This window comes from Paenibacillus sp. FSL H8-0280 (assembly GCF_045040665.1).
Lineage (GTDB): Bacteria > Bacillota > Bacilli > Paenibacillales > Paenibacillaceae > Paenibacillus > Paenibacillus xylanexedens_A.
Genome location: NZ_CP150296.1, coordinates 4,258,960 through 4,274,140 on the forward strand (window position 1 = coordinate 4,258,960; position 15,181 = coordinate 4,274,140).

A 15,181-nucleotide genomic window follows, 5' to 3' on the forward strand; every position below is an offset into this window, starting at 1 on the left:
GTTGCTTGTTGGAGTGAATCATATCAATTGAATGTGTCAGGAAGAAGTCAAGATAAGACAAGTCCCATATTTTTTTCAAATCCGTAATACAGGATTGGCTTTACGCTCTAGCTCATGTAAAATCAGTACAAGTTTACTCAGCGAAAGGAGAACGCTTTTCTTGAAATCCATACTTATCGTCGAGGATGAACAAGCTATTGCACGAGTACTGGCTGCTTATCTGAGAAAAGCAGAATTTGAAGTTCATCATGCAGCAGATGGACCGACTGCACTTACCCTTTTTGATACCGTAACGCCTTCCCTTGTATTACTTGATGTGATGCTGCCAGGAATGGACGGATGGGATCTGCTGCGGATTATTCGTGAAAAAAGTGCTTGTCCCGTGATCATGCTAACTGCACTGGATGACATTTCAGACCGTCTCAACGGACTAAATGCCGGTGCTGACGATTATATGAGCAAACCTTTTGTACCGGAAGAAGTGGTCGCCAGAGTTAATGCGGTGTTGCGCCGTAATCCACATTGGACCTCTGGTGGCGAAGAGAAGCGTTCCTTTGGAAATCTCGTCATTGATCTTGCTGCCAAGCAGGTGCTGCTGAACGGTGCAGAGGTTGCACTCACACCTCGTGACCTGTCGTTACTGTTCTTCCTGTCCGATTATCCGAATCGTACATTTACCAGAGATCATCTTATTGAACAGGTATGGGGGATGGACTACGATGGCAGTGATCGTGCTGTGGATCTTTCGATTAAACGACTACGTCAAGCCCTCTCCCACTGGTCGCCAGAGACGGGAGAAATTCGGACGTTGCGAGGAATGGGGTATCAATTTTGGATCGCCAACTGAAACAGAAAAAAAACAAACGGACGATATCCATTCTGTCACACTGGACACTGCGATATTTTCTCATTTTGTGCATTGGTTTCACGATTATTGCGGCCGGGGCACTCTACTGGATTCGAACAACTTCTATTGAAAAAAGCCTCAAAACCGCAGAACTGCTTGGTCTGGAGATTGCCGATCATGTGACCAGTGAAAATAATATGCTTCGGGTTCCACCCGATCTGGACAGACTGGTAACCAAGCGAGAGAAACTATTTAATACAGATCATTATTTTTGTGTCATGATCTTGGACAATAACAATCAATTGATCTTTTCCCAGCCTAAAATGGAGCAAAAAGATGTGCATTATCGACTGTCAGACGACTATCTTGAACCGCGAAACAACAAATATGCAGGTGTAACGGTCAACATATCCGAGGGAGATCAAACCTTGGGTAAAGTGTGGGTTATGCAGTCCAAACAATCCATTACATTTGGTCCAGAGACGATATGGCTCGTGGCTCTAATCCTCGGAGGACTAATCCTCTGTGGATGGTTTACAATCTATCTCCTGTCCAATAAGTTATCCAGACCTATTCGTCAGGTCGCCTATGCCGCTGAGCAGATTCGAGGTGGCAATTATGATGTGAGCCTTGACTTGAATACACGAGAACGTGAGATCAATGAACTTGTAAATTCATTTCGAGATATGGCGACTCGTCTCCGACAACTCGAAGAATGGCGTACACTCTCGCTGGCAGGGGTCAGTCATGAACTCAAGACACCGGTAACTTCCATCAAGGGGCTCGTTATGGCAGTACGTGACGATGTCGTGAGTCCACAGGAAGGGAAAGAATTTTTGGATATCGCTTTGAAGGAGTCTGAACGTATGGAGCGTATGGTCGCAGATTTACTTGACTATAACGCCATGGCTGCAGGAAGTGTTGCTGTTCGCAAGGAACGGACGGATCTGAAGCTGTTGGTCGGTGAGATCATCTATCAGTGGAAGATTGCCTATGAGGACAAAATGCCAGAGGTTCAGCTGCACTCCCCTCCAGTCAACTTCTTTACCATGGGGGATGCTCTGCGCATTCAGCAGATCATTGTTAATCTGCTCAATAATGCACTTCATGCCACAGCTCCTGAACAAAAGGCTGTCTTCAATATTTATCTACACGCAGAAGAACAGATGCTGTACGTTGATGTCAAGGACAACGGCACAGGTATCGCGGCTGAAGACCAACCCAAGATCTTCGAACGCTTCTATCGTGGAGAGCTCAAGAAACGTCGTAACCGCGGCTTGGGGCTAGGATTAACATATAGCCGGCTACTTGCTCAGGAACAAGGCGGTGAGCTGACACTTGTCTCCAGCAGCCCGGAAGGCAGCATGTTCAGATTAAGCCTGCCACGCTGGACTGCAACACAAGAAGCCATGAATACAGAAAAAGCATACGGAGCAGCCGTTAAAGTGTAACGCAACATGCTAACATGACAAATAGCCCAGGATTCCATTCAGGAGACTGGGCTATTTCAGCGTTAATCCTTGTTGCTTTATCCAAACTATCAAAAATAGAAGCAGTCAACACTCTAAGACACGTGGCCTGTATTCATCGTAAGCATCCGAGATCAGTTGCTTATGAAGTGTACTACTGGCAATGATTGCTTTCCGCTTTGCTTTCAAAACGATCTGCTCTATATCCGCATAACTGCACCCTGCCAAGCGTTCACATATGTAATCTTCCAGCCGGGTCTCCTGTTCAAATGATCCCACCAACTTGCTGATATACAATCTGCGACTTGAATCATCAGGCATTCCATAGGTCATCTTCGTATCAAAACGCCGCCAGATGGCATGATCCAGTTGGGTTTCCAGATTCGTCGCAGCGACCAGAATACTGTCCCCATCGAATTCGTCCAGACATTGCAACAACGTATTGACGACACGCGCCATCTCTTTCACTTCATCATTGCTCTCACGCGTACGGCCTATGGCATCAAATTCATCCAGAAATAACAGACAGGGATTCATTCGTGCATATTCGAATAACTTGCGTACGTTACTCCCCGTCTCCCCAAGATGGCTATGTATGATCGCATCTAATCTCACGAGAACCAATGGCAAATCCAGGCGCTCCGCCAGATGTGATGCCGTCAATGTTTTTCCTGTACCGGGAGGCCCGAACATGACCATTTTGTTGGGGATTGATACATCATGCTCTCTGAACTTCTCTTTCATGCCCAGAATGGTGACAAATTCATTAATGATGCGTTCATTTTCAGCGGAAAATACAATATGCTGGGCTTTGCGCCTACACTCTTTCGGCGTGTAAAAAGCAGCCATATCGATTCCTTTTGCGCGGGGAATCCGGTTCATATGGTTTATTTTGCTCATGTATACACATGCTCCTTCATTTATGGTTTCGTGTAAATGTTTAGTTCAAGTTATATAGAATCAATTAGACTTTTAATCGTAAATATTACTATTAAATAATAACATACTACTGCCTTTTTGCAAATATAACCACAGCACGTCCACTATTTTGCCACAGATGGGGGCATTTGGTTGCAAGCTTCAATAAAATTTGCTATTCTAAGTATGCATCGTTGTGTATAACGCAAAAAAGCCCTCCAAATTTCGTGAGAGCAACAAAATCTTCCAGATTGACAAGCGGCAACTTGTTATATCCGGATTCTTTATACCAACGACTGTAATCCAATTAAAGTGAGGTTAACAATCATGGCAAAAGACGTATTGTGTGAAGTTAATTCCTGTCGTCACTGGGCTCAAGAGAACAAATGTAACGCTTCTTCGATCTACATCGTGAGTCACAGTAACAAAGAAGCAAGTCAGTCTGCTGAAACAGACTGTAAGACTTTTGAAGTAAAATAAGTAAACTCATGTGATCCACTTAAAGGAGCCCTTACCGGTTCCTTTTTTCTTTGTCTATTGTAACAAGAATGATAATTATTATCAAGCCCTATTCTGTAAAAATCCTTCTCACCTCTTCAATGCACATTGGACAGATGACCTACGTACACTACGTAAGAAGTCAGTATGCCCATGAACGATTAGAACCAAGAGGTGAATAATAATGCCTGTTAAAAGTGGCACACAGTATCGCGAACGAATTGATGCACAGTCCGTCCCTTGCTGGTACAAAGGTAATCTTATTACTGGAAAACGCTCTGAACATGTAGCATTTGCTGGTTTGATGGAGACTCAAATGTACATGTATGATCTGCAATCTAATCCTAAATTTGCAGAAACGATGACGTATGCCTCCCCGGCAGACGGCAAACCTGTGGGCATATCCTTCCTGCCTCCAACCAGTGCCGACGACCTCCGTAAACGACGGGAAGGGATGAATATCTGGGCAAATGTGCATCATGGTTTTCTTGGTCGCTCACCCGATTACATGAATACAGCCATAATGTCCTTTTACACAGGTGCCGATCTCCTGAACGAACTATCTCCCCAATATGCAGAAAATCTCAAGAATTATTATGCCTACTGCCGCGATCATGATATTACGCTATCCCATGCCTTCATTCAGCCATATGCCAGCAAAATGTCAGGGCAATTGGATGCCACTGAGGATGCTATTGCCGCAAAGGTCGTCGATCGTACCGAAGAAGGTCTCATTATTAGCGGAGCATTCATGATGGCTACACAAGCGGCCACTTCGGATGAGATTTTTGTCTATCCGTCACCTTCTCCTGCCCCATTTGATGACGAAAACCCATTTGCATTCTCTTTTGCTGTCCCCAATGATCTCCCAGGAATCAGTCTGGTATGCAGGGATACCTACGCAGCCGAATCTCACACTAACTATCCTCTGAGTTCCAGATATGAAGAAATGGACAATATCGTCATCTTTGACCGGGTGCTTGTTCCGCATGAACGGATATTTTTTGCAGGAAGTGAGGAAATGTCCTCGCGTCTCTTCAGTGGTAGCAACTTTCATATTCACGCAGGTCATCAGGTATTGTGTCGTTATATTGCCAAGACGGAATTTGTTCTCGGTACAATCCAGCTTCTCACGGATACGCTGGATCTGAATACGGAAGCACATGTTATAGAGAAAACTGCACGTGTGTTCGCAGGTCTTGAATCGTTAAAAGCATTAGCGTTGGCCGCGGAGGCAGGTGCAATACCAGATGGAAGAGGATTTGTATTACCTGCACCCAAACCGTTGATGGCAGCCAATCTCCTTTTCCCGAAACTTTATCCTGAGATGATTGAAATTCTGCAGCTCTTGGGTTCGAGCGGGGTGATTATGATCCCTCAGGAAGAAGAGTTTCAATCCGATATCGCTCCTTCACTGAATATATATCTGAAAGGGAACGATATGGCTTCTCACGAACGCAACGCTCTGTTCCGCCTGATCTGGGAGCTTGGGTCTGGTTCATTCGGGGGCAGACAGACCCAATTCGAACGATTCTTTTTTGGCAATGTCCTTACAGTATCCAATCGCTTGTTCTCCGTCTACAACAAAGATCAGACGAATCGTCAGCTCGTTCGTGATTTTCTATTTAACACAAGCAAATAAGAGAACTAATGAATCTTTTTTTATACCAGATGGTCATAAACCGTCATCAGTTCAGAGGCTGGTCTGCTTGCATCCATATCCCGCAATGCAGGCTGGTCTCCGTAACCGATATGGAATACCCCCAGCACCTTCTCTTCACTTGTCAAACCCATCAAATTCATAAACACAGGATGTTGTTGATAATCATTGATCTTCCAGACAGCATTCAACCCCTGTTCCGCAGCCAGAATACTAAAGCGTTTGCTCCAGGCTTTGGCCGGCAGAAGATCATCCTCACGGGCATTTCTAGGCGCCACGACAACCAGATGGGTTGGAATTGCTTCCGTGTATTGATATGTAGCCCAATCGCCGTAGCGATCAGCCAGATGGGGTGGATAGCTCTGTCTGACCGCTTCCAGATAAAGCTGTCGTCCTTCGCCTGCAAACAACATAAACCTCCAAGGTTCTGAACACATTACATATAATGAAGGATCTGCTTCATCAAGCAACTTTCGTATAACCGACTGGGGTACTGGCAACGGACTGAATTCGCAAGTTCCTGCACGTCTCTTGCCGCTGCTTATATCTTGACTTAGACCGGTAGACATGGCAACTTCCCCTCCTCTATGTGTATGATTTATCATTATCCTTCGACTGTCTTCACATCAACCATGTTTTCTTCGGTTCAATGGCTTCCGTTCTCCAGCGGTCTACCTCTTCGTGTATGCGCGCTTTATCACGCGTCGTAAACTGTTCTGACTCCACCACTTCTGCTTGCGGCATGCTGTCACGTATCAATCGAATGTAGTCCATGGAACGTATCAGAGACTGGCGTCCAGGGATGTACCTGATTTTGCGTCCTTCCAACAAGCAGTATATCTCGATCATACCCGGTAATTTCCCGAAGGCTTCCCAGCAGCATGCACTGACCATATGCTGAAACGCCTCAACTACGTTTGGATCATGGACAACCATATATTTCTGAATAAGCAGCGAATCCCAGCCTTCTGGTTGCCAGGCCGCCTGAAATATCATCGACAAATGCATGGATAATGAAGGTAACTCCGTTCTCCACTGTTCAAAAAGAATGGCTGGGTGCTTCAGATCATCATTCATTGCAATGGCGAGTGACAATTCATCCGTAATCTTGTTCTTCACATCCCAGTAATGGAGAACAGATTCGAAACCATCCGCCTTTCTGGGCCACCATTTCTCAAGTAAATACTGTACGGGTACCTCTTTGCGAACATCGGGGTCGAGACTGTAAAAGGCATTGACCGCATGGCTCACCGCATATTGTACACGGTGCCTCCATTGCAGTGGAGGACGCTGCTCAGACACGGGTTCAGGGCGGATGAATCGGTGTGGGCTGCGCAGCATTTCTTCCAATCTGTAATCTTCAAGCAGACGTCCAGGAAGGTCATTCCTTCCGACTGGCATCGCTGCCTGAACATTATGTCTTAACATGATCTTTAGGATACCTGTAATCCGGCAGCAGCGAAGCGTTTGCCAAAGTCACGGCATGTTTCTTTCTCCTGCTCAAGCGGACTATATTCAATTTTCAACATCTCTGGAGATACCTCCGCCCCACGTTCTTGCAGCTTGGCAGCCGCGAGATCAACTGCACCACAGAACTGCTCATACGAGGTGTCACCACTACCAAACACCGCAGCCCTCTTACCGCTCAGGTCAAGCTCATCCAGCTCCTCATAGAAATCAAGGAATTCATCTGGCAACTCCCCGTCTCCCCAGGTGTACACACCGATCATGAATCCGTCATAGTCCAATACATCAGATGCATTACAATCCGTTACGGATTTCAGGTCTGCCTCGTGGCCTCCCTGTGTAATTCCTTCTACAATCAGTTCTGCAATTTCTTCTGTATTTCCTGTCATGCTCGCATAAGCCACTAACAATTTAGCCATCTATTTTTCCCTCACTTTATTTGATCATGTTATATTCTCTCTATGAAGAAAGAATGAATTTTTGATTAACAAAATCATATGTGATAATGATTATCATTGTCAAATTAAATTTTTGGTTATCTTTGTTTTTCAGTATATGGCGCACCTCGGATTTCAACACAGCTAAAATACTTCATCCTTTAAGGTCAGATGTAATAGCTTCCTCCTATGATCCCGTCCCCCAACTGGCGTACAAGCCCTTTTTTGTTGTACAATAGTATCCAAATGACTTTTGAAGGATGGATAAATCATTATGTACGTAGCTAAGAATTGGAAGGACTATGAAGTAATCGATACAGGAGGCGGCGAGAAACTGGAGCGTTGGGGAGATGTGATTTTACGCAGACCCGATCCACAGATTATCTGGCCCCTTGAGCAAGAAACCAATGAATGGCGTCAGGTGCACGGTCACTATCATCGCAGCTCTTCCGGTGGCGGTAACTGGGATATGAAAAAGCCCATTCCCGAGCGCTGGACGATCGGATACGAAAACCTGAAGTTCCATATTAAACCTACCAGCTTTAAGCACACTGGCCTGTTCCCTGAACAAGCTGCCAACTGGAGCTGGATGATGGATAAAATCTCCAATGCTGGACGCCCTATTTCTGTCTTGAACCTGTTTGCCTATACAGGCGGAGCAACGGTAGCCGCAGCTTACGCAGGCGCTTCTGTTGTGCATGTGGATGCTGCTAAAGGCATGGTTCAATGGGCCAAGGAAAATGTTCAATTATCCGGACTGGCTGATCGCCCTGTTCGTTTTATTACAGATGATGTTTTCAAATTCGTACAACGGGAACAACGTCGCGGAAATCGTTACGACGCCATTATTATGGACCCTCCTTCTTATGGTCGTGGCCCTAATGGAGAGACATGGAAACTGGAGGAGAACCTATATCCTTTCCTGAAGTCATGTATGACGATCTTGTCGGATAATCCATTATTCATGCTGGTTAACTCCTACACTACAGGCATTTCCTCTACGGTTCTGCGCAACATGTTGACCATGACGATGTCTGCTCAGTACGGTGGTGACATTACAGCAGGTGAAATTGGTCTGCCGATCACACGCAGTGGTCTGGATCTGCCTTGTGGTATTCTGGGCCGTTGGGAGTCTTAATCATGTCAGAACATCGGCATGACCACGATGCAATTCCTATTCTGTTCGAAGACAACCATCTGTTAGGCATTACGAAGCCGGTCAATGTACCTACCCAGGAAGATTCATCAGGTGATCCGGATTTGCTTACATTGCTGAAGCAGGATCTGAAAGAACGATACAACAAACCTGGCAATGTTTATCTCGGGTTAGTACACCGACTTGATCGTCCTGTTGGAGGGGCAATGATTTTTGCCAAGACTTCCAAAGCAGCTTCTAGATTGTCCGAGACTGTGCGGGGACGCCATTTCCGTAAAATATATGCGGCTGTTGTACACGGCAAGTTGCCTGCACAGCAGGGAACGTTAAAACACACGCTCCTGAAAGATGCACGTACAAATACCGTTACTGTTGTGCCTAAAGGTACGGCTGGCGGTAAGGATGCCGTTCTGGATTACCGTGTTATCGGCGAGACAGACCGTTACAGCCTCGTCCATATCGAACTGCACACCGGCAGATCTCATCAGATTCGGGTGCAAATGAAAGAAATCAGCTGCCCTCTGTACGGGGATCAGAAGTACGGCGCAAGCGTGAATAAACCCGGGCAACAGATTGCTCTATGGTCTGCGATTGCTGCTTTTCCTCATCCAGTTACCAAGGAAGAAGTTATTCTGCAATCTTTGCCTGCAAGAGAATTCCCCTGGGCAGAATGGCCCGCTGCCGTGTACCAAAAAGCTTTTGGACAATCTCTATAAGTACGTGTTCAAAAAGACTGGTTTTCTGTACCGAGAAGATCGGATCACAAGCATTTTTATCGAACAACCTCTATAAGTGCACAGGATCAGGTTACATCTGTCCATACAACGTGTCGTTCAGATTCTGTATCTGAACGACACGTTTTCTTATATTTTCAGCTATATACCTAAGATACAGAGAGGAGACATCATGATGACCCCATTTACCAAACAAGTCGTTGCGATCATCGCGGCGATTCCTGAAGGTAAAGTGATGACTTACGGTCAGATTGCAGCCCATGCCGGAAGTCCAAGAGCCGCGAGACAAGTCGTACGTATTCTGCACTCGATGAGCCGCAAGGAACGTCTGCCCTGGCACCGTGTCGTCAATGCAAAAGGCGAAATCTCCATACCGGACGAACACTCGCGCATGATGCAGGAAACAGAACTGATTAGCGAAGGTGTGGAGTTTCAACTGAACGGAACCATTAATCTCAAACAGTTCGGTCATGAGCCCGATCCTGTATTTCTTATCGATCCAACGATACAGCCCGAATAATAAAAGTACTATCTCCCTATCGCTCGCACCAAAAAAAGAGAACTCAGGCAGTTAGGGTTACCCCTTCGACTGCTAGAGTTCTCTTTTTGGTTTTATCTGATATTTGTTATGCTGTAGCCGTCGCTTTTTCCTGTTCTACAGTAACAGGCTCAACAGCTGGTTTTGTTTTCCGAATAAAGAACGCCATGATCAAAGCAACCACGGTCATTCCGGTAGCCACGATGAATGCATAGTTAACACCGTAAATCGTTGCATCTGCTGTAGCAGCTATCATTGCTGTCTTATCACTAGGGTCAACTTGGCCAGCAGCCACTGCATCCGCCAGATGTGTTTTGAGCTTACTACTCATGATGGTAACCAGAATGGCTGTACCGATCGCACCGGCAACTGTACGTAATGTATTGGACATCGCTGTACCATGCGCGTTCAGACGTTGAGGCAGTTGATTCAGACCTGCTGTCTGGATTGGCATCATCAGCATCGACATACCGAACATACGAGCCGTGTAGATAAACATCATGTAGCCGTAGGTAGTATCGATTGCCAGACGACTCAGTCCAAAAGTTGTAATCGCCGTAATGGCAAGACCTGCAACTGAAAGCCAGCGTGCGCCCACTTTATCAAATATGCGACCTGTAATTGGAGACATAATCCCCATCAATATCGCACCAGGCATCATCAGAAGTCCTGATTCAATCGGTGAGAATCCACGAATGTTTTGCAGGAAAATAGGAAGCAGGATCATACCTGCAAACATCGCCATTGTCACGAGCATGTTGATAATCGTTGTTAATGTATACATGTTGTACTTGAAAATACGGAACTCAAGGAGCGGATGATCTGTTGTCAGTTGACGAATAACGAACAGAATCAGGGATATCGCACCAACGACGAGACATCCAACGACAATTGCACTGCCCCATCCATCAGTACCCGCATCACTAAATCCGTAGAGCAAACTACCAAAACCTAGTGTAGATAAAATAACGCCTGGATAATCCAGTTTAGGTCTGGATTGACGTGTTACGTTTTTGACAAAAGCAATACCAATTGCCGTTGCAATAATAGAGAATGGCAAGATGATGTAGAACAACAATCTCCAGGAATAATGCTCAACCACATAACCTGAAAGTGTAGGCCCAATCGCAGGAGCCAGAATCATCGCGATCCCCATGGTTCCCATGGCCTGACCACGTTTCTCGATCGGGAAGATGGTCAGGAATACAACAGTCATGAGAGGCATCAGGATACCTGCACCTGCCGCTTGAATGACACGGCCTACCATCAGAATGGTGAAGGTTGGACTAAGACCACAGACTAATGTACCTATGGTAAATAGAGTCATGGCTGTAATGAAAATTTGACGCGTTGAAAATTTGGCAATCAGATATGCCGTAATCGGAATCAGTACACCGTTGACAAGCATATAACCCGTGGTTAACCATTGGGCTTTGTTTGCATTGATCGCGAGGTCATCCATAATTTTTGGAAGCGCTACGTTCATCAGGGTTTGGTTCAGGAATGCCACAAAGGCACCAATTAACAATGCCGCTACAATCGGGCCTTTCTTGATGTTGTCCATCGCTGAGGATGGAGCTGCAGCAGTAGTCGTACTCATATGTTGTTCATCTCTCTTCCTTCTAACTTTTCAATCATTTGACTATGAATTCTAAGTAGGTGCTCAAGGTCTTCCTTCGATATATCCAAAATAGGTGACACTCTTTCCATCCACAAATAATGCGTTTCCTGTTGGGCCTGTTCCCCTTTATCCGTAATCTGAAGCTTAACGGATCGGCGGTCAGCATCCGAACGAGTCCGAACGATATACTCGCCTTTGACCAGTCGCTCCACAACAGCGCTCATGGAACTGCTGCCCATATGACATAGCTCAGCCACTTCATTGATGCCAATGGAAGGACGCTCCCTCAGGATGGATAACACCATAAACTGGATCGAAGTCAGCTCGATCTCCTTGTTTTCATTCCAAAATGCTCGAAAAAGCATTTGATTCACTTGGCGGAACGAATTAATAATATAGAATACTTCATGCGTATCAGTCATTGTTTCACCCTTTTACTTTTGGGATATAATATTTCGTACACGAAATATCAGGGGAACAATTATTTATTATAACAAAAATATTTACATAGTCAACTCTTTACATATGAATTCACAAAAATAATATTAGGACATACTAACTGTGTAACATCCATGCCTTTACCCAACTAACCTGGACACAGTGTGTAGCATATGTAATTTGTAAATAAAATAACCATAGGGCTCCTGCATGAAACGAGCAGGCACTCCTATGGTTATTCAGAAGAATCAGCATGGTATCATACCGAAGTAGATAAGGCAGGCTCCTTGGCCTTGGGTGTTGTCATTTTGCCTAACAGATATACCAGCAATTGTTGATTGTGCATCGAAATGTTACTGAGAACAGAGTTCATGAATTCATTACGAATGGTGATTCCCCGCTCTGTCTCCATTCTTCCTTTCTCTGACAGAGATACCCACACAATGCGTCGATCCTGATTATCCCGATTCCTACGAATCAGATCATTCTTCTCCATTCGATCGAGCAGCATGGTTACAGCAGCTGGTGTAGTCGACAGATAAGGAATCAGATCCGAAGGTTTCATCTTCTGATGATCTTCAAGTACCTCTAGAACAGCCAGCTGAGCCTCCGTTAATGAGGGTGCCAGCTCTTGATCCATATGCAATTTATAATCTTTGGTCAACCTGGACCAGCACTTGGCAAAATCGGAATTATACATCTTCCATCGCTCCTCTCTGCAACCGGTTATCACTTCACCTGCTTAAGTTTTCGCGCTTCAAAGCCGCATTCCTGCTGCCTTTTTTCAATTTCCTAGCGATCGACCGTAATCGACGAAGGTTGTTAAACTTCGCATGAATGCCCTCTTCTAATCCGCCTTCGAACAACAAAAAAAGACTCCTCGCATGACAGGGTTAGCTGTTCTGCGAAAAGTCTCGTTTGTTTGTTTTTATGAAGATGCTGCTGGTTGATTCTCATTGAAGTCCCTTAGAAGTTCAACGATCTCGTCCTGTTTGTCCACATGAACGATCAGCTTGCCAATATGTTTGCGCTCTGTAATCGGAACACCTTCCGAAGAGATCGGGAACACTTGGCCTTCTTTGGTCATTACAGTGATTTTACGTTGCTCTTTGCAATAAAACGCTCCAACAATACGGCTACCATTCGGTTTCACACGTTTGCCTTCTTTGAACTCGAATGTGGCAAGCCCCTTGCCTCCACGGCTCTGTATAGCGTAATCCAGAAGTAATGATCGTTTACCATATCCCAGATCGGACAACACGGCAACCTCACCTTCATCTCCTTCTACCCATAGAGCCGATACAACTTCATCTGTATCTCTTAACTGAATACCACGAACACCACCGGATACACGTCCCATTGGATTAACCTCATCCTCTCGGAAACGAATCGCCATGGCTTCTTTTGTAATCAACATAATATCTTGACCACCTGTACTTAGATGTACAGATAACACTTCATCGTCCTTGCCCACTTTACAAGCCGCAACTGCACCGGAACGCTTGGTAACGTAATCCTTCAGCTCCGTTCGTTTCACCTGTCCTCTTCGCGTAACGAAGACCAGACTGTGATTTGGCTCTTCAAAGGATTTCACAGCAAGCACACTTGCAATACGGTCATCTTTCGCAAGGGGAATGACATTCACAATGGCTGTGCCTGGATCTTTCCACTTGAATTCAGGTACCTGGTGAACAGGTAATAGGAAGTACTGACCTTTCCTCGTAAAGACAAGCAAGTTCTCAAGCGTATTTACTTCCAGAACCTGAGCGATATAATCACCGTCTTTTACACCACTTCCACTCCGTTCACCACCAGAACGTGTAAAGGACTGCATGCCTGTACGTTTCACATATCCCTCTTTGGATAACGTAACAAATACATCTTCCGCATTCACAAGTACTTCGAGATTAACCTTAAGTTCTTCCACTTCACCCTGGATCGCAGAACGACGGTCTATGCCGTATTTCTCACGAATCTCCATCAATTCCTTGCGGATGACTCCGATGAGCTTGCGGTCACTATCCAGAATGGATTGTAATTGTGCAATCTTTTTCATCAGTTCACCGAGTTCCTTCTCAAGAGAATTGATCTCCAGATTCGTCAAACGGTACAATTGCAAAGTAAGGATGGAATCCGCTTGGCGTTCCGTGAATCCAAACATCCACATCAGGTTATTTTGAGCATCTTGACGGTTCTTCGACGCTTTGATGGCCGCAATGACCTCGTCAAGGATGTTAAGTGCTTTTACCAAGCCCTCGAGCACATGCGCACGGTCTTGCGCCTTCTCCAGCTCAAACCGGGTACGGAATGTTACAACCTCACGCTGATGGGCAATGTAAGCCTCGAGGATCGATTTCAATCCTAATTGGTGAGGTGCTTTATTCACAATCGCAACCATATTGAAATTATAGGTGACTTGCAGGTCGGTTTTCTTCAGCAAATAAGCCAAAATACCTTGTGCGTCTGCTTCTTTTTTCAACTCAACCACGATTCGCAGACCTTCACGTCCGCTCTCATCACGCACTTCGGCAATACCTTCAACCTTCTTCTCAAGTCGGATGTTCTCCATCGCTGTAACTAGACGAGATTTCACGACCTGATAAGGAATTTCGGTAATGACGATCTGCTGTTTGCCACCGCGCATATTTTCAATCTCGGTTTTGGACCGGATATAGATCCGTCCCTTACCTGTGCGATAAGCATCCAGAATGCCGTCACCGCCCATAATCAATCCGCCTGTTGGAAAGTCAGGACCTTTCATAAACATCATGATTTCGTCCAGCTCAATCGACGGTTTCTCCATCACAGCGATTGAAGCATCAATGACTTCACGCAAATTGTGTGGAGGAATCTCCGTTGCAAATCCGGAGGAAATACCGCTGACACCATTAACCAGCAAGTTCGGATAACGGGATGGCAATACAACCGGTTCTTTGGCCGTATTATCAAAATTATCCTTAAACAGAACCGTCCGTTTCTCGATATCGCGAAGCATCTCCATCGCGATGGGCGACAAACGGGCCTCCGTATACCGCATCGCCGCTGCCGGGTCATCATCCTGTGATCCCCAGTTACCATGACCGTCCACGAGCATATGGCCCATTTTCCATGGCTGAGCCATCCGCACCATGCCCTCATAGATGGAGGAGTCACCATGTGGATGATAATTACCCATTACGTCCCCAACGGTTTTGGCAGACTTGCGGTAAGTCTTGTCAGGCGTATTACCTGAATCGTACATGGCGTACAGAATACGCCGTTGTACTGGCTTCAACCCATCCCGGACATCCGGAATGGCTCGATCCTGAATAATATATTTGGAGTAGCGACCGAAACGGTCCCCAACGACCTCTTCGAGAAAGGCCGGCATAAATTGTTCTGATGGACTCATTCCAAGC

15 protein-coding genes are annotated in these 15,181 nt (G+C 45.6%); 7 read left to right on the plus strand and 8 right to left on the minus strand.

Annotation, left to right across the window (positions count from 1 at the left end; translation table 11 throughout):
• Window positions 1–160 precede the first annotated feature (160 nt).
• Both MHI12_RS18565 and MHI12_RS18570 read left to right on the plus strand, forming a co-directional pair.
• Complete coding sequence (locus MHI12_RS18565) at window positions 161–847, plus strand: response regulator transcription factor (RefSeq protein ID WP_036613325.1); 687 nt, start codon at window positions 161–163, stop codon at window positions 845–847.
• On the plus strand, window positions 832–2,298 hold the full coding sequence (locus MHI12_RS18570) for an ATP-binding protein (RefSeq protein ID WP_405170012.1): 1,467 nt from the start codon (window positions 832–834) through the stop codon (window positions 2,296–2,298). Before MHI12_RS18565 ends, MHI12_RS18570 begins: the two co-directional genes overlap by 16 nt.
• Before the next feature lie 105 nt (window positions 2,299–2,403).
• On the opposite strand, the gene MHI12_RS18575 is transcribed toward MHI12_RS18570, so the two are convergent.
• Window positions 2,404–3,216, minus strand: a complete 813-nt coding sequence (locus MHI12_RS18575) for an AAA family ATPase (RefSeq protein WP_405170013.1) — start codon at window positions 3,214–3,216, stop codon at window positions 2,404–2,406.
• Window positions 3,217–3,561: 345 nt separating this feature from the next.
• Between MHI12_RS18575 and MHI12_RS18580 the strand changes: the two genes are divergently transcribed.
• Complete coding sequence (locus MHI12_RS18580; RefSeq protein ID WP_076209985.1) at window positions 3,562–3,714, plus strand: DUF1540 domain-containing protein; 153 nt, start codon at window positions 3,562–3,564, stop codon at window positions 3,712–3,714.
• Window positions 3,715–3,916: 202 nt separating this feature from the next.
• Window positions 3,917–5,374: a 4-hydroxyphenylacetate 3-hydroxylase family protein gene (locus MHI12_RS18585; RefSeq protein WP_405170014.1), complete on the plus strand. Its 1,458-nt coding sequence runs from the start codon at window positions 3,917–3,919 to the stop codon at window positions 5,372–5,374.
• Window positions 5,375–5,394: 20 nt separating this feature from the next.
• On the opposite strand, the gene MHI12_RS18590 is transcribed toward MHI12_RS18585, so the two are convergent.
• The 3 genes from MHI12_RS18590 to MHI12_RS18600 are packed head-to-tail and all read right to left on the minus strand — an operon-like array spanning window position 5,395 to window position 7,278.
• On the minus strand, window positions 5,395–5,961 hold the full coding sequence (locus MHI12_RS18590; RefSeq protein WP_341007993.1) for a nitroreductase family protein: 567 nt from the start codon (window positions 5,959–5,961) through the stop codon (window positions 5,395–5,397).
• Between the two features lie 52 nt (window positions 5,962–6,013).
• Window positions 6,014–6,820: a hypothetical protein gene (locus tag MHI12_RS18595; RefSeq protein ID WP_405170015.1), complete on the minus strand. Its 807-nt coding sequence runs from the start codon at window positions 6,818–6,820 to the stop codon at window positions 6,014–6,016.
• Between the two features lie 5 nt (window positions 6,821–6,825).
• Window positions 6,826–7,278, minus strand: a complete 453-nt coding sequence (locus MHI12_RS18600) for a flavodoxin (RefSeq protein WP_017687802.1) — start codon at window positions 7,276–7,278, stop codon at window positions 6,826–6,828.
• A 292-nt stretch (window positions 7,279–7,570) separates the two neighbouring features.
• On the opposite strand from MHI12_RS18600, the gene MHI12_RS18605 reads away from it, so the two are divergent.
• The 3 genes from MHI12_RS18605 to MHI12_RS18615 all read left to right on the plus strand — a co-directional run bounded on the left by MHI12_RS18605 (window position 7,571) and on the right by MHI12_RS18615 (window position 9,706).
• Window positions 7,571–8,434: a class I SAM-dependent methyltransferase gene (locus MHI12_RS18605; RefSeq protein WP_017687801.1), complete on the plus strand. Its 864-nt coding sequence runs from the start codon at window positions 7,571–7,573 to the stop codon at window positions 8,432–8,434.
• A gap of 2 nt (window positions 8,435–8,436) precedes the next feature.
• Window positions 8,437–9,168, plus strand: a complete 732-nt coding sequence (locus MHI12_RS18610; RefSeq protein ID WP_405170016.1) for an RluA family pseudouridine synthase — start codon at window positions 8,437–8,439, stop codon at window positions 9,166–9,168.
• A 193-nt stretch (window positions 9,169–9,361) separates the two neighbouring features.
• The gene (locus tag MHI12_RS18615; RefSeq protein WP_036613313.1) at window positions 9,362–9,706 is read left to right on the plus strand and encodes an MGMT family protein; all 345 of its coding nucleotides are present in this window, start codon (window positions 9,362–9,364) and stop codon (window positions 9,704–9,706) included.
• A gap of 106 nt (window positions 9,707–9,812) precedes the next feature.
• Here the strand turns inward: MHI12_RS18615 and MHI12_RS18620 are convergent, their stop codons facing one another.
• The 4 genes from MHI12_RS18620 to gyrA form a co-directional block, all read right to left on the minus strand.
• Complete coding sequence (locus MHI12_RS18620; RefSeq protein ID WP_405170017.1) at window positions 9,813–11,324, minus strand: DHA2 family efflux MFS transporter permease subunit; 1,512 nt, start codon at window positions 11,322–11,324, stop codon at window positions 9,813–9,815.
• Window positions 11,321–11,767, minus strand: coding sequence for a MarR family winged helix-turn-helix transcriptional regulator (locus MHI12_RS18625; protein ID WP_405170018.1), 447 nt, complete (start codon window positions 11,765–11,767; stop codon window positions 11,321–11,323). The genes MHI12_RS18620 and MHI12_RS18625 overlap by 4 nt, the downstream gene beginning before the upstream one ends.
• Window positions 11,768–12,042: 275 nt before the next feature.
• On the minus strand, window positions 12,043–12,483 hold the full coding sequence (locus MHI12_RS18630; protein WP_105599342.1) for a MarR family winged helix-turn-helix transcriptional regulator: 441 nt from the start codon (window positions 12,481–12,483) through the stop codon (window positions 12,043–12,045).
• A 228-nt stretch (window positions 12,484–12,711) separates the two neighbouring features.
• Window positions 12,712–15,174, minus strand: coding sequence for a DNA gyrase subunit A (gene gyrA, locus MHI12_RS18635; RefSeq protein WP_405170019.1), 2,463 nt, complete (start codon window positions 15,172–15,174; stop codon window positions 12,712–12,714).
• Window positions 15,175–15,181: the final 7 nt, after the last annotated feature.

Bases quoted from the DNA above. Each gene is read 5' to 3' on its own strand.
- MHI12_RS18575 (WP_405170013.1), bottom strand. From the start codon at position 3,216: ATGAGCAAAATAAACCATATGAACCGGATTCCCCGCGCAAAAGGAATC.
- MHI12_RS18580 (WP_076209985.1), top strand. From the start codon at position 3,562: ATGGCAAAAGACGTATTGTGTGAAGTTAATTCCTGTCGTCACTGGGCT.
- MHI12_RS18585 (WP_405170014.1), top strand. From the start codon at position 3,917: ATGCCTGTTAAAAGTGGCACACAGTATCGCGAACGAATTGATGCACAG.
- MHI12_RS18590 (WP_341007993.1), bottom strand. From the start codon at position 5,961: ATGTCTACCGGTCTAAGTCAAGATATAAGCAGCGGCAAGAGACGTGCA.
- MHI12_RS18595 (WP_405170015.1), bottom strand. From the start codon at position 6,820: ATGTTAAGACATAATGTTCAGGCAGCGATGCCAGTCGGAAGGAATGAC.
- MHI12_RS18600 (WP_017687802.1), bottom strand. From the start codon at position 7,278: ATGGCTAAATTGTTAGTGGCTTATGCGAGCATGACAGGAAATACAGAA.
- MHI12_RS18605 (WP_017687801.1), top strand. From the start codon at position 7,571: ATGTACGTAGCTAAGAATTGGAAGGACTATGAAGTAATCGATACAGGA.
- MHI12_RS18610 (WP_405170016.1), top strand. From the start codon at position 8,437: ATGTCAGAACATCGGCATGACCACGATGCAATTCCTATTCTGTTCGAA.
- MHI12_RS18615 (WP_036613313.1), top strand. From the start codon at position 9,362: ATGACCCCATTTACCAAACAAGTCGTTGCGATCATCGCGGCGATTCCT.
- MHI12_RS18620 (WP_405170017.1), bottom strand. From the start codon at position 11,324: ATGAGTACGACTACTGCTGCAGCTCCATCCTCAGCGATGGACAACATC.
- MHI12_RS18625 (WP_405170018.1), bottom strand. From the start codon at position 11,767: ATGACTGATACGCATGAAGTATTCTATATTATTAATTCGTTCCGCCAA.
- MHI12_RS18630 (WP_105599342.1), bottom strand. From the start codon at position 12,483: ATGTATAATTCCGATTTTGCCAAGTGCTGGTCCAGGTTGACCAAAGAT.
- gyrA (WP_405170019.1), bottom strand. From the start codon at position 15,174: ATGAGTCCATCAGAACAATTTATGCCGGCCTTTCTCGAAGAGGTCGTT.